Source organism: Methylobacterium sp. 174MFSha1.1, from assembly GCF_900116815.1.
Lineage (GTDB): Bacteria > Pseudomonadota > Alphaproteobacteria > Rhizobiales > Beijerinckiaceae > Methylobacterium.
In genome coordinates, this window is sequence record NZ_FPCB01000011.1 from 101,303 (window position 1) to 114,908 (window position 13,606).

At 71.5% G+C, this 13,606-nt stretch carries 12 protein-coding genes; 6 read left to right on the forward strand and 6 right to left on the reverse strand.

The genetic code is table 11. The features are described 5' to 3' along the window. Positions 1 to 28: 28 nt before the first annotated feature. From BM430_RS10495 to BM430_RS10505, 3 genes are all read right to left on the reverse strand, one after another. Complete coding sequence (locus BM430_RS10495; protein ID WP_093567200.1) at positions 29 to 913, reverse strand: branched-chain amino acid ABC transporter permease; 885 nt, start codon at positions 911 to 913, stop codon at positions 29 to 31. 108 nt (positions 914 to 1,021) lie between these two features. Next, a complete protein-coding gene (locus BM430_RS10500; RefSeq protein WP_093567201.1) occupies positions 1,022 to 2,284 on the reverse strand; it encodes an ABC transporter substrate-binding protein in 1,263 nt (420 codons plus the stop codon). A 142-nt stretch (positions 2,285 to 2,426) separates the two neighbouring features. After that, the gene (locus BM430_RS10505; protein WP_177303010.1) at positions 2,427 to 3,992 is read right to left on the reverse strand and encodes a class I adenylate-forming enzyme family protein; all 1,566 of its coding nucleotides are present in this window, start codon (positions 3,990 to 3,992) and stop codon (positions 2,427 to 2,429) included. A 163-nt stretch (positions 3,993 to 4,155) separates the two neighbouring features. Between BM430_RS10505 and BM430_RS10510 the strand changes: the two genes are divergently transcribed. The 6 genes from BM430_RS10510 (at position 4,156) to BM430_RS10535 (ending at position 9,020) form a co-directional block, all read left to right on the forward strand. After that, complete coding sequence (locus BM430_RS10510) at positions 4,156 to 5,133, forward strand: quinone oxidoreductase family protein (protein WP_244539430.1); 978 nt, start codon at positions 4,156 to 4,158, stop codon at positions 5,131 to 5,133. Next, positions 5,130 to 5,582, forward strand: coding sequence for an acyl-CoA thioesterase (locus tag BM430_RS10515; RefSeq protein ID WP_093567203.1), 453 nt, complete (start codon positions 5,130 to 5,132; stop codon positions 5,580 to 5,582). Before BM430_RS10510 ends, BM430_RS10515 begins: the two co-directional genes overlap by 4 nt. Before the next feature lie 124 nt (positions 5,583 to 5,706). Continuing rightward, positions 5,707 to 6,876, forward strand: a complete 1,170-nt coding sequence (locus BM430_RS10520; protein ID WP_177303011.1) for an acyl-CoA dehydrogenase family protein — start codon at positions 5,707 to 5,709, stop codon at positions 6,874 to 6,876. 7 nt (positions 6,877 to 6,883) lie between these two features. Then, entirely contained in the window at positions 6,884 to 8,005 is a 1,122-nt protein-coding gene (locus tag BM430_RS10525; RefSeq protein WP_093567205.1) for an acyl-CoA dehydrogenase family protein, read from the forward strand. Continuing rightward, positions 7,986 to 8,792: an enoyl-CoA hydratase/isomerase family protein gene (locus BM430_RS10530; protein WP_093567206.1), complete on the forward strand. Its 807-nt coding sequence runs from the start codon at positions 7,986 to 7,988 to the stop codon at positions 8,790 to 8,792. The genes BM430_RS10525 and BM430_RS10530 overlap by 20 nt, the downstream gene beginning before the upstream one ends. A gap of 60 nt (positions 8,793 to 8,852) precedes the next feature. After that, a complete protein-coding gene (locus BM430_RS10535) occupies positions 8,853 to 9,020 on the forward strand; it encodes a hypothetical protein (RefSeq protein ID WP_244539431.1) in 168 nt (55 codons plus the stop codon). A 181-nt stretch (positions 9,021 to 9,201) separates the two neighbouring features. On the opposite strand, the gene BM430_RS10545 is transcribed toward BM430_RS10535, so the two are convergent. Genes BM430_RS10545 through BM430_RS10555 form a run of 3 tightly spaced genes read right to left on the reverse strand, consistent with a single transcriptional unit; the run spans position 9,202 to position 13,560 of the window. Then, positions 9,202 to 9,987: an FkbM family methyltransferase gene (locus BM430_RS10545; RefSeq protein WP_093567208.1), complete on the reverse strand. Its 786-nt coding sequence runs from the start codon at positions 9,985 to 9,987 to the stop codon at positions 9,202 to 9,204. 2 nt (positions 9,988 to 9,989) lie between these two features. Next, positions 9,990 to 11,840 carry a glycosyltransferase family 2 protein gene (locus BM430_RS10550; protein WP_093567209.1) on the reverse strand — a complete coding sequence of 617 codons (1,851 nt, stop codon included), beginning with the start codon at positions 11,838 to 11,840 and terminating at the stop codon, positions 9,990 to 9,992. After that, complete coding sequence (locus BM430_RS10555; RefSeq protein WP_093567210.1) at positions 11,830 to 13,560, reverse strand: glycosyltransferase; 1,731 nt, start codon at positions 13,558 to 13,560, stop codon at positions 11,830 to 11,832. The genes BM430_RS10550 and BM430_RS10555 overlap by 11 nt, the downstream gene beginning before the upstream one ends. Positions 13,561 to 13,606: the final 46 nt, after the last annotated feature.

A 13,606-nucleotide genomic window follows, 5' to 3' on the forward strand; every position in this document is an offset into this window, starting at 1 on the left:
CTCAGCCGGTCGGGGCGGGCGGTGGTCATCAGGCGCGCCCCATCAGGCCGCTCGGCCGCACGAGGAGGATGAGGATGAACAGGCCGAGCGACAGGATCGCCGCCGAGGTCGCCGGGACGAATTGCGAGGCCAGTGCCTCGAACACCCCGATGACGAGGCCGCCGACGATCGAGCCCGGGATGCTGCCGATGCCGCCGAGCACCACGACGATGAACGAGCGGATGCCGAAGCTCAGCCCGACCTGCGGGGTGATCGGGATGAAGGTCGCGAGCAGCGAGCCGAACAGGCCGAGCAGGGCCGCGCCGATGCCGAAGGTCACAGCATAGATCATCGGCACGTCGATCCCCGACAGGGCGGCGGCGTCGCGATTCTGGGCGGTGGCCCGGATCGCCCGGCCGAGCCGCGTCGAGCGCAGCCACAGCGACAGGAGCACCGCCGCGAGGATCGCCGCCAGGAAGGCGATCAGCCGCTGCATGTTGACGGGGATCGGCCCGAGCATCAGCGGCGCCAGGACGAGGCTCGTCGAGGCCGAGCGCACGTCGGGCCCGAAGGCCATCAGCGCCAGGTTGTCGATGACGAGGTAGACGCCGGCGGTGAGGAGGAGCGCGCTCAGGGGCTCGACCACGAGTGCGCTCTCGCGCCGGATCAGCGGCGCGATGACGACGCTCTGGATCAGGAAGCCGACCGCGAACAGCAGCGGCACCGTCACGACCACGCTGGCATAGGGATCGATGCCGGCGAGCGCCTGGAGCCAGAACGCGGCGTAGAGCGCCAGCATCAGCAGCGAGCCGTGGGCGAAGTTGACGACGCGCATCACCCCGAAGATCAGGCTGAGGCCGAGCGCGACGCCGCCGTAGATGCCGCCGATGAGGAGGCCGTTGACGAGCGCGAAGGAGAGGATCAGCGGGTCCATCGGATGTCCGTTGCGGCCGTGCCTGCCGGAGGCGGCGGCGCGGGGCGCGCCGCCGTCCGGGACGACCGGAATGACCGGGAGGGCGGGGCCAAAAACCCCGCCGCGGCGTCAGGAGCGGGCGCCGAAGGCCGGCACCGGCCAGGCGGGCTTGGTGTCGGGCGAGCGGCTCTCGGCCGGCCACACCGTGCGGCGCTGGCCGTTCAGGTTCTGCGAGATCGCCCCATGCGCGAAGGTGTTCTGGCCCTGCTCGTCGAACTTGATGCGCTGGTAGCCGGCATAGAGGGCCGGGCCCGCGGTGATGTCGGTCGCCGCCACGGCGTCCCGCAGGGCCTGCCGGTCGGCGCTGCGAGCCCGCTCCAGGGCGTCCTTGATCACGTACATGACCGCGAAGCCCTGGGCCCCGTAGGCGCTCATGTCGTAGCCGAGCTGGGCCTTGAACTTCGCCTCGATGTCGGCGAACTCGGGCAGGCGCTCGCCCTGGAGGGCATCAACCTGGCGGTCCTCCTGCACGAAGTAGTAGGCGACGGCCTTGGGTGAGATCGCCTTGTAGAACGACGGATCCTCGGTGCCGCCGCCGACCGAGTGCACGCCGTAGGGCAGGTTGAGCTGCTGCTCGAGCATCTGGCGCGACAGGAGCAGGTGGTCGGGGGTGTAGAAGGCGGCGATCAGCGCGTCCGGCTTGGCGGCGCGGATCTTGAGGAGCTGGGCCGAGAAGTCGACTTGGTTGGGCGGCGCCGCCTCGTCGAGGACGAGGGTGTAGCCGCGCTCCTTGGCGAGCTTGCGCACGTTGGCGGCGTGCGAGCGGCCCCAATCCGACCCTTCGTAGAACATCGCCAGGGTCTTGGGGCCCTGGCCGGTCTCCTTCTTCAGGAGGTCGATGGCGTCGAGCTGCTCGCGCGCATCGTAGGTCGCCTTGTTGTTGATGCGGAACACGTACTTGAAGTTGCGCTCGGTGATCTCGTCCTTCACCGCCCCCATCACGATCCAGGGCGTCTTGTAGCGCTCGGCCACCTCGGTCGCCGGGAAGGTCACGGCGCTGTTGAAGGCACCGCTCATCACCGCGACGTTCTCGCGCTGGATCAGGCGCTCGGTTTCGGAGACGCCGATATCGGGCTTCGACTGCGAATCCGCGAAGACGAGCTTGAGCTTGGCGCCGTTGAGCGCCTTGATGCCGCCGGCTGCGTTGATCTGGTCGACGGCGATCTGCACGCCGGTGCGGGCCTGCTGGCCGATCGCCGCCGAGCCGCCGCTCAGCGGCAGGACCCAGCCGACCGGGACCTCGGTCTGGGCGCTGACAGTGGTAGCGAAGGCCGCGGCGGAGAGCGCGAGCGCCCCGCGCAGGGCCACGCGTCGCGAGAACGAGGTCGTCATCGGGCGTTTCCTCCAGTTCTGTCCGGGCCGCTTCTCGCGTCCTCTTGCGAACAGCTTCGAAGACGGGACGGGTGCTCCGCAAGGCGCGTTCTGGGCTGGTGGAAAGACCACCTGGACAGCCGTGCGAATCCCCGGGGCTGCTTCACGCTCCAGCGGCCCCGGCGAAGCGCGCCCGCAACGCCGTCTTCAGCACCTTGCCCATCGGGTTCTTCGGCAGTTCATCCAGGACGAGCCAGCGGCGCGGCCGGGCATAGTCGGCGAGGTGCGCGGCGCAGAACGCTGCAAGGGCGTCGGTGTCGAGCCCGCCGGGCTCGCGCGGCACCACGCAGGCTGCGACGTCCTCACCGAGCGCCGGGTGGGGCACGGCGATCACCGCGGCCTCGCGCACGCCGGGATGGCGGTAGAGCACCTCCTCGACCGCCACCGAGGCGACCTTCAGCCCGCCGCGGTTGATCACGTCCTTGCGCCGGTCGGTGAAGTATAAAAACCCCTCCGGATCGAGATGGCCGACATCGCCGGTGCGGATGCCCCCGAGCACGAAGGCCTCGGCGGTGGCGTCCGGATTGCGAAAATACCCCTTCGCGACCCCGGGTCCCCGGATCACGATCTCCCCGGTCTCGCCAGGACCGAGGGATCGTCCCGCCTCGTCGACGACGTCGATCGCGCAATGCGGCATGGCGCTGCCGATCGAGCCGAGCTTCGCCTCCATCATCGCCGGCTCGAGCCGGGTGCCGGCCGGCCCGCTCTCGGTCATGCCGTAGATCTGGACCTGTTCGACATGGGGCCATTGCACGGCGAGCCGGCGGATCACCTCGGGCGGCATCGCCGACCCGCCATAGCCGATCCGCCGCAGGCTCGAGACGTCGCTCGGGGCGCGGGCGAACTCCTCCATCAGGAAATGTACCACCGAGGGCACGCCGTGGTAGTAGGTCGTGCGTTCCGAGGCGATCAGCCGGAGGCGGCCGCGATTGTCGAGGGGCTCCTCCAGCACCAGGCCGGCGCCGGCGATCCAGCACGACATCGCGCCGAGATTGAGCGGCGAACTGGTGAAGAACGGCCAGCCGCCCTGGTAGAGGTCGCTCGCTCGCAGGCCCAGGGCCGCCCCGCAGGCGAGCCCGGCGCCCAGCATCGTCGCGTGGCTGTGCATCACCGCCTTCGACCGGGCGGTCGTGCCCGAGGTGAAGAGGAGGCAGCCCAGGCGGTCGGGGTCGAGCGCCTCCTCCGGCGCGGGCGCGTGCTCGGTGGCGAGCGGTTCGGGCCAGGCTTCCGTGTCTCCCTCGTCCCCGTCGATCGCGAGGAGGCGCGCCCCGGGGCTGAGGCGCGCGAGCCGCGAGGCTACGGCCTGCGTGCAGGCGATGGCGGCCGGCTCGGCGAGGGCGATGGCGTGCCCGAGCTCCTCGTCGGAGGCACGGGTGTTGAACGGCACCACCGCGGCACCGATCCGGAGGGCGCCCAGCGCTGTGAGCAGGCATTCCCGCCCCGCCTCGTTGCCGAGCAGCACGCCGATCCGGTCGCCGGCCCGCAGGCCGAGGGCGTGGAAGCCCGCCGCCACCGCATCCATCCGCTGCACGAGCTGGCCGTAGGTGAGCCGATCGCGCCAGCCGCCGATCGAGCGCGCCGAGAGCGCGATCCCCGGGCGCTCTTCCCGAGCCCGCCGCCGCAGGAGCTGCGGCACCGTGAGGGCGAGGATCTCGGCGGGATCTTCCATGGGACGGGCTGCCAGGCTTGCAGGACGGGACCGCGCCATCTCGCCCGCGGCGGGCGCGGGCCGTCAAAGCCCGGGTTGGTCTCGTCGGCGGACCAATGAGCGAATTGCGGCTGAAGCGTCCGTGGCCGCAGGTACGCAGACGTCACGGAATGGAGGCGGAGCGGTGCTGGCGATCGAGATGCGGATCGATGCCCATGGCGGGCCCGAGCGGTTCGTCCCGGCCGAGGTCGAGCTGCCGCCGCCCGGGCCCGGGCAGGTGCTGCTGCGCCAGACGGCCGTCGGGGTGAACTTCATCGACGTCTATCACCGCCGCGGGACCTTCCCGATCCCGGCCCTTCCGGGCGCCGTCGGCGTCGAGGCGGTCGGGACCGTCGCGGCGGCCGGGGCGGGGGTGTCCCTCCGGCCGGGCGAGCGGGTCGGCTATGCCGGGCCGCCGGTCGGGAGCTACGCCAGCGCCCGGCTGATCGACGCCGCGCGCCTGGTGCGGCTGCCGGACGCGGTGCCGGACGACGTCGCCGCCGCCCTGATGCTGAAGGGCATGACGGCCCACATGCTGTTCACCCGGGTCCGGCCGCTGCGGCCCGGCGACGTCGTACTGGTCCACGCGGCGGCCGGAGGGCTCGGCGTGCTGCTGACGCAATGGGCCCGGGCCGCGGGCGCCCGGGTCATCGGCACGGTCGGATCGGAGGCGAAGGCCGAAACCGCCCGCGCCGCCGGCTGCGAGGCGACCATCCTCTACCGCCACCAGGACTTCGTCGCCGAGACGATGCGCCTGACCGGGGGCGAGGGCGTCGACGTCGTCTGCGAGGGCATCGGTGGCCGCGTGCTCGAACGGTCCCTCGACTGCCTCAAGGCCTTCGGGACCGCGATCAACTTAGGGCAGGCCGGCGAGGCGCTGGCCGCGATCGACTTGGCGCGGCTCGGGCCGCAGCGCTCGCTCAGCGTGAGCGTGCCGGGCGTGTTCGCGCATCTGCGCACGCTGCCGGACCTGCAGGGAGCCGCCGACACGATGTTCGCGATGGTGGGGCAGGGGGCCTTGCGGCCGGAGATCGGCCTTCGCGCGCCGTTGCGCGAGGCCGGATCCGTCCACCGCCGGCTCGAGGCCGGCGAGACCACCGGCGCCGCCGTGCTTCTGCCATGACGAAGCGTACCCTCGCCGAGGAGCCGCGGCTCGCCTCCCGCTCCCTCTTCCCGCACTGGCGCCCCGCGGTCGTGCGCCACTCGGACCTCGATCCGCACGGCCACGTCACCAACAGCGTCTTCGCCGCCTGGCTCGACGACGGGCGCTACGCCCTCCTGCGCGAGGTGCTGCGGCCGCTCCTGCCGCCCGACGACCTGCCGGCGCTCGCCTCGCTCACGGTGGATTACTCGCGGGAGATCAACTTCGGCGACGCACCCGAGATCGGGACCGCCGTGCTGCGGCTCGGGGCGCGGTCGATCGTCATGGGGCAGGGGCTGTTCGTCGGGAATTCCTGCGCGGCCAGCGCGCATTCGGTCACGGTCGTCATGGACGGCCGCACCCGCCGCGCCCGCCCGCTGACGGAGGCGGAGCGCACCGCCCTCAAGCGATTCGGGGGCCGGCCCGACTGACGGGGGCCCGCGATTGGTCTTGAGGCAGGGCCAGCCGCCGCCTTGCCGAGGCGGGCCCGGGCGGACGAACGTCGGGGCAACAGATCCTGGCAACAGATCCTGGCAACAGATCGGGGAGCGACGGGTGGACGCCTTCTTCACGGATGACGAGCGCGCGTTCCGGGCGGAGATCCGATCGGCGATCCGCGCAATGCTGCCGGCGGACCTCGCACGGAAGACCCGGGCCGGCATCCACCTGTCCCGCGAGGACATGGCGCGCTGGAACGCGCTCCTCGACGCGAACGGCTGGGCGGCGCATCACTGGCCCGAGGAGGCCGGCGGACCGGGCTGGACCCCGATCCAGCGCTTCATCTTCGAGGCCGAATGCGCGGCGGCCGACGCGCCGCCGCTCAGCGTGTTCGGCATCTACCTCGTCGGTCCGACGCTGCACGCCTTCGGGTCGGACGCACAGAAGGCGCGCTACCTGCCGCCGATCCGCTCAGGCGAGGAATTCTGGTGCCAGGGCTACTCGGAGCCCGAGGCCGGTTCCGACCTCGCCTCGGTCCGCACCACGGCGCGACGGGTCGAGGGCGGCTGGGTGATCAATGGCCAGAAGGCCTGGACCACGGAAGGACATTTCGCCGATTTGATGATCTGCCTTGCCCGCACCAACCGGGACGTGAAGCCCCAGGCCGGGCTGTCGCTGTTCATCGTCGACATGCGGGCGCCCGGGGTCGCGCTCACCCCGGTGATCACGATCGACGGCGGGCACAGCGTGAACACGGTGTTCCTCGACGACGTCCGGGTCGGCGACGACGCCCTGATCGGCGAGGTCGACCGGGGCTGGGGCTACGCCAAGTTCCTGCTCAACCACGAGCGCACCAACAACGCCCAGGTTCACCGCTCCCGCCGCGAATTCGAGCGCCTGAAGGTCCTCGCCGCGACATCCCGCACCGGGGTTCCGCCGGTCCTCGACGACCCCGCCTTCCGGCGCCGGTTCGCGGTCCTGGAGGCGAGCCTGTCCGGCCTCGAGGCGACGGTGCTGCGCGTCCTCGTCGACCAGACCGAGGGCCGCGAGCCAGGCCCCGAGGCGTCGATCGTCAAGGTGATCGGGTCGCAGTTGCAGCAGGCGATCAGCGAACTGGCGATGGAGGTGATCGGCGAGGACGCGCTGGAGCTGCCGGAGGCGGCTCGCGACGAGGAGGTCGCCGGCTGGACCGAGCGGCACCTCTTCCGCCGGGTCGTGACCATCTACGCGGGCGCGAACGAGATCCAAAAGATGATCATCGCCCGCTCCACCCTGGGCCTGCGCTGAGGCTGCCATGCGGCGATCCCCCGACCAACGCGACGACGACCGCCTGCTGCGCGAGGGCGCCCGACGATTTCTGGAAGAGACCTGCCCCTGGACGCCGCGCCCGCCCGACGAGGCGGCGCAGGACGAAGCGAGGCGCGCGATGGCGCAGCTCGGCTGGTTCGGGCTTGGCCTGCCGGAGGCGCTCGGCGGCGCCGGGGCGGATGCGCTGCAGGCCCTGGCGATCATCGAAGAGGCCGGGCGGGTGCTGCTGCGGCGCTCGCTCGCCGCGGACGTGCTGGTGGCGCCCCGCCTGATGCGCGCCGCGGGTGGGGCGCTGACCTCGCTCGCCCCGGGCCTCGCCGCCGGCACGGTGCGCTTCGCCCTCGTCCCGGAGGATCCGGGAACCGGGATCGGCGCCACCCGCACCGGTTCGGGCCTGCGGCTCGACGGCCGCAGCGCCCTCGCGCTCGATGCCGGCACCGCCACCCACTGGCTCGTCGAGGCCGGCGGGCGCTCGCCGAACGGCGCGATGCTGCTCTGCGTCGCGGCGCATCCCCCCGCGGTCGAGGTGCGGCGCCTGATCGACGGGCGCGCGGGCGCGGTCCTGACCTTCGACGGGCTCAACCTCCCGGATACCTCCGTGCTCGCCACCGGGCACGAGGCCCTCGCCCGGATGGCCGAGATCCGGGACTGCGCCGTCGCCGCCCTGGTGGCGGATGCCTACGGGGCGCTCGCCGCCGGGCTCGACCTCACGGTCGGCTACCTCAACCAGCGGCGCCAGTTCGGCCAGACGCTCGGCTCGTTCCAGGCCGTCCAGCACCTGATGGCGGACGCGTTCTGCAATCTCGAGACCCTGCGCTCGCTCCTGCTCTGGACCGCGGCCGCCCTCGACGGCGAGCCGATGGAACGGCGCCGGGCGGCGCGGGCCGCCAAGGTGACCCTCGGCCGCGAGGGGCTGGCCGCGGCCTCGCGGCTGATCCAGGCCAGCGGCGGCATCGCCATGACCGAGGAGTACCGGGTCGGTCACGTCTACAAGCGCCTCCAGGTCGCCGCCGGGCTCCACGGCGGCACGGAGGCACAGATCCGCGAACTCGCGACAGCCACCCTGTCGCCGGAGGGGAGACCAGACGATGAGGCAAGTGCCGCTTGAGGAGCGTTACGAGACGCTGACGATCACGCGCGAGGGGCGGCTCCTCACCATCACGATGAACCGCCCGGAGGCGCTGAACGCCGCCGACGCGCTCCTGCACGAGGAGCTCGCCCACGTGTTCTACGACGTCGCCGTCGATCCCGGCAGCGACGTGATCGTGCTCACGGGGGCGGGCCGCGCCTTCTCGGCCGGCGGCGACATCCCGTGGATGCAGACCGCGATCGACCGCCCCGACTCCTTCGAGCAGACCGCGCGCGAGGCCAAGCGCATCGTCTTCTCGATGCTCGACCTCGAGAAGCCGCTGGTCGCGCGGGTGAACGGCCACGCCACGGGCCTCGGCGCGACGCTCGCCCTGTTCTGCGACGTGATCTTCGCCGCCGACACCGCCAAGATCGGCGATCCCCACGTGTCGATCGGCTTCGTCGCCGGAGACGGCGGCCCGGCGATCTGGCCGCAGCTCATCGGCTATGCCCGGGCCAAGGAGTACCTGATGACGGGCGAACTCCTGCCCGCCCGCAAGGCGGCGGAGATCGGCCTCATCAACCACGCCGTGCCGCCCGAGGAGCTCGACGCGGCGGTGGCGGCCTTCACGGGCAAGCTGCTCGCCGGCGCCACCAAGGCGATCCGCTGGAGCAAGACCGTGACCAACATCGAGCTGAAGCGCATCGTCCACGGCGTCATGGACGCGAGCGTCGCCTACGAGGCGCTGTCGAACCGGACCGCGGACCACCAGGAGGCCGTCAACGCCTTCCGGGCCCGGCGCAAGCCGGACTTCACCGGCCGCTGACGCCCTCGAGCATTGTCAGACGAAGCGGAGATCGCTTCGTCGGACAATGCGTCCAAATTGATGGTCGATCTCGCCGCCCGCAACGGCGTGGCGCTGCGATGGAAGACGGCGGACGCCCTGCGGGCCGCCTACCGGTTCCAGAACCTCCATTCGTTCCTCGACCTGGACTTCGAGGGCTGCAAGGTCCTGGTCGCCGAGGACGATCGTCGCGACGTGATCGAAGCCTGACTCGATCGGATCCGCCGTCGTGCAGCAGCCGACGACCATGCCGTGGGGCAACCGCTTGCTCCTGTTCCGCGATCCGGACGGCAACCTCGTGACCGTCTTCGCGCCGACCGGGGCCGAAGCGCGCGATCGCGTCCCGAGCCGCAACGCGATCGAGCGACGTCTCCAAGTTCGAGACATCTGCTCAGAGCGGGTCGTCGTCGAGGCGGCTCGGCCAGATCGCCGCGTGGATGTCGTACCATTCGCCGGGCTGCGGCAGCCATGCGCCCTCCGCCGAGCGGACGACGCGCTCGTAGTCTTGCAGGCTGACATCGTAGCTCTTCCAGCCTCCCACCTCCCGGCCGAACAAACCGGAATCCCGGCCCGTCGAGGTCCGGTCGACGAAGCGCCCCTCGCGGGGCGGCCGCGGGGGAACGGCCCAGGACTTGTCCTTCTGCGGCCGCAGGCTGAAGCGCGTGTAGCCGAGGCTGCGAAGCAGCGGCAGGGAGCCGTGCCCGAACTCCTCCACGGACAGGAAGCGGGGGCGCGAGGCCGTCCGCTGCAGGGTGCGCAGCACGATCTGGTCCGCCCCCTCAAGGTCGATCTTCATGTAGTGCGGCAGCCCATACTGGGCGAAGAGATCGAGCACCGTCCCGCACGAGATCGGGAGCGTCTCGAACCGCGTCCCGTCGCGGGTGCCGTAGGCCGCATCGAACGAACTCCAGTGATCGCAATCGATGTTGCGGTAGAACGGCATCACGCCCGGACGATCGAGCAGGCCGGCCGCCACGATCGTGCAGCGCCCCGCGGCGATCGGTTGGCGGAAGACCTGTTCCAGTTCCCGGGCGAGATGCGGATCGGCCTCGACCGCGACCACCCGGAATCCCTTCGCGAGATAGAACGCCGTATCCTCTCCGTGATTGGCGCCGAGATCGAAGATCAGATCCGGATGCTGCACCACATCCGGCGCATTGCCCTGGGGGAGCATCATGGTCACGCTTGCCTGAGGATGGATGGCGACCAAACGAAGCCGATCAGGCTTGCGAACAGGTCGGGCCTGTCAGTGATGATCTCGTCGAAGTAGCTGTTGAATTCGCGCAGGAACCAGAGGTCGCGGTGGGAGAGCGGCGGGCCGCGCAGGTCGACCGACAGATCCGACCGCTCCCAGCGCCGCATGATCGCGACGCAGCTGGTGAGGTCGGCGGGGTGCAGGCGCTCCCGGCGGGAGACCTCGCCGGCCCCCCGCAGCAGGGCCGGGGCATGGAGGCGGCGCACCGCGTTGCTGCGCTGGAACTGCTGGCGCCACGCGCGGCGGGTGATCGACCCGTCATGCACCCGATAGCGGTAGAGCGGTTCGGGGCAGTAGGTGAAGCGATGATCGGCGGCCATGCGCAGGACGAGCTCCCAATCCTGCACGCCGCACCAGCGCTCATCGAAGGCCCCCGCACGCGTGAGGGACTCCCGGCGGATCAGCTTGAGATGCGAGGCGACCATGCCGTTGAGAATGTCTTGCCGGAACCGGCCCTCGAACCGGTCGTCGTCGTAGCCGCCGTAGCGGGCGAGCCGCAGCACCGTGCCGGTCGGGTCGATGTCCCAGCGGTCACTGAAGGCGTAGTCGCCGTCCTCGCGATCGATCAGGCCCGCGAGGCGCGAGAGGGCGTTTGGTTCGAGAGCGTCGTCGCAATCGACGAAGGCGACCAGCTCGCCCCGGCACGCCGTGAGCGCGGTGTTGAGGGCGGCCGCGGGGCCGCGGTTCTCCGGGTGGGACAGCAGCGTCACGGCAGCCTGTTCACGCGCCGTCTCCGCCAGGAACGCGGGAATGCGCGGATCGGTCGAGGCATCGTCGACGAGCACGATCTCCAGGCTGTCGAGATCCTGGCCCAGGATCGAGGCGATGCAGCCGGGCAGATGTTCCGCATGGTTGAACACCGGAACCACCACCGAGACGCGCGGTGCCGCCACCCGTGCACGGCGCCCGGGCGGTGGCAGCGGTCGGGGCAAGGCCGCTTCCGGTTTGTCCGCCGGCGGCTCCGGCCGGCTCGCGATCGGCGCGTAGGCCGTCAGGAACCAGCGGCAGGCGCTCGCCAGCGCATCGGGGAAGCGGCCGCCGGACAGGACGTCGACGCGGGTTGCCGCCGTGAGCCAGTCGCGCCCGAGATGGCGCTGGGCGCGGCACATGCTGTCGCCGTGCCTCCGGTAGATCGCCCCGGCGCCGCCCAGATAGGCGATGCGCCGGCCGGCGGCGGCAAGCGTGGTCCAGAAGATCCAATCTTCCTTGGCGCTCACCGTGGTGTCGAAGCGCAGTCCGGCCACGGCGGAGGCCCGGAACAGGCCGCAATGGATCGGGATCGACAAGCCTCGCTCCCAGTGCAGCACGAAAGCTTCGAGCCCGAAGCCGCGCCCGCTCACCAGCCCCGGATGACGCTCGAACTGCTCGAGAGCCGCATCCGCCTCGATGAAGTCGCTCACCGAGACGTCGATCCCGGTAACGGCGCAATGGCGCATCTGCAGGTCGATCTTGCCCGGCGCGAGGAGGTCGTCGGCGTCGAGGAACTGCAGGTAGCGGCCCCGGGCCGCGTCGAGGGCCGCGTTGCGGGCCGCCGACAAGCCTTGGTTGGCCTGCCGGATCACCCGGACGGCACAGCGCGCATCCGCGGCGACAGCTTCGACCTCGGCGAGTTGGCGCCGGGTGCCGGGGTCGGTGCTGCCGTCATCGACGATGACGATCTCGAGACGCGCCGCGGTCGCCAGCGTGGCGGACAGGGCCGCCTCGTAGAGGAACCGTCCCTGGTTGAAGCAGGGGATCAGCACCGAGACGGTCGGCGGGGACGAATCAGGCGTCATCGGACGGCACGTGCTCGAGGTAACCCGGAAGGGCCGCGACCGCGGCGGCGAAGGCCGGGAAGGCGTGGCGGCTCAGGACCAGTTCGCGCAGGGCTTCCGCCCGGGCCGCGGCCTGCCCCGGCTCACGCAGGATCTGGCGCAGGGCCGCCTCGTAGTCCGGCACTCCCGCCTCGGCCGGCAGCAGGACGCCGGTCTCGAAGCCGATCAGCTCCGCGATGCCGCCGATGGCCGGGGCGACCACCGGCAGGCCGGCCCGCCCGATCTCGAGCAGGATGTTGGGCAGCCCGTCCTCGTAGGTGGTGTAGATGAAGGCGTCGAAGGGCCCGGCCGCCAGCAGGGTGGCCGGATCCGAGAAGGGCCCGCCCCGGGTGACGTTGGAGGGGGGCGCCCAGGCGACGTCGCCATCCGTCACGGCCTGCCCGAAGACGACGAACGCGCAATCGCTCATCTGCCGGGCGATCGCCAGCAGGAGTTCCACCCGCTTCTGACGGTCCAGCCGGCTCGCCCAGAGGAAGCGCGGCCGGCCGCCGCGCCGTCCGCCGACCAGACGGCTCAGCCATCCCCGTGGCCGTCCGCCGCCCGGTTCCGGCCCGGCGACCGGGACCCGAGCGACGGGCCGCCATTCGTGCGGGGCATAGAGGCAGCGGAGCTTCCCGGCGGGCGCCGCACCGGGGAAGTAACGGTCGAGATCGTCGATCACCGCCCGGTTGTCGGTGAGGATCATCGCCGTCTTGGCGGCAGCCTGCGCGAAGTGGTCGGCGGCGATGCCGACCGGCCGGCGGCTCGCCGGATCGCGCTGGATGCAGAACAGGCTCGCGACCACCAGGGTCCCGGGGTCGATCTCGCCGGCGTGGTCGCGCAGCACCCGCCAACCGAGATCGGCATTGACGATGTGCAGGAGGCGCGGCCGCATCAGCACGATCAGCCGTCGGAGCCGGTCCTCCGGCCGCAGCGCGGGATCGCGCCCCATCAGGTCGGACAGGCCGAGGACGAGGCAGCCCTGAGGGGCGTCGAGACCGTCCTCGACCTGATCGCGGTCGGTCGCCACGATCAGGACCGAGCGGTCGGGCCGGTTGACCCGCAGCACCTGCGCGAAGCTCAGCGCCACCTTCTCCCCGCCGCCCCGGCCGAACAGGGGCAGGAGGAGCAAGGACGCAAACGGCCCGTGGCGTTCCGCATGGGGAGCGAGGCGGTCCAGGGCCCGCCGCGCGGCCTGGTCCAGGGCCGTCTCGGTATCATGGATCGGGACGTCCTCCGGCGCGCGGGCATCGGGTGCCGGCCCGACAGGCGCCGGCGCGGGCCGGGTGCGCCGCCCCTCGGCGCGCCCATGGGCCAGGAAGTGCTGGAGAGGATTGATGCCCGCCCGGGCGACGTCGGGATTGGTGTAGAGATACCAGCGCGAGAAGAAGTCCGGAGACGGATCGTAACCGAGGCGGGCGCCGTCATGCAGGTAATGGTCGATCGGAAGGCGCGGGCTGCGCGCCACCTCCGGATAGGTCCGTACGTACCATGCCTCGTCGAAATACGCGTTCGGCCAGCGCCCTTCCCGCCATCCGTTGACCAGATAATGCTCGTAGGCCGGAATGCCGGCAGCGCGGACATCCGGGTTGGAGTCGAGATACCACGCCGCGTCGAAGAGCGGATGGACGTGCGGCTGCGGCTCCGCGGGCCGGCGAAAAGCCGTGACCCGCAGCCGGGACCGGAGGCTGCGTCCAGTCACTTTGTCACCGAGACTGCCGCGGCTCCCGTCCGGGAGGGCGTTGGGG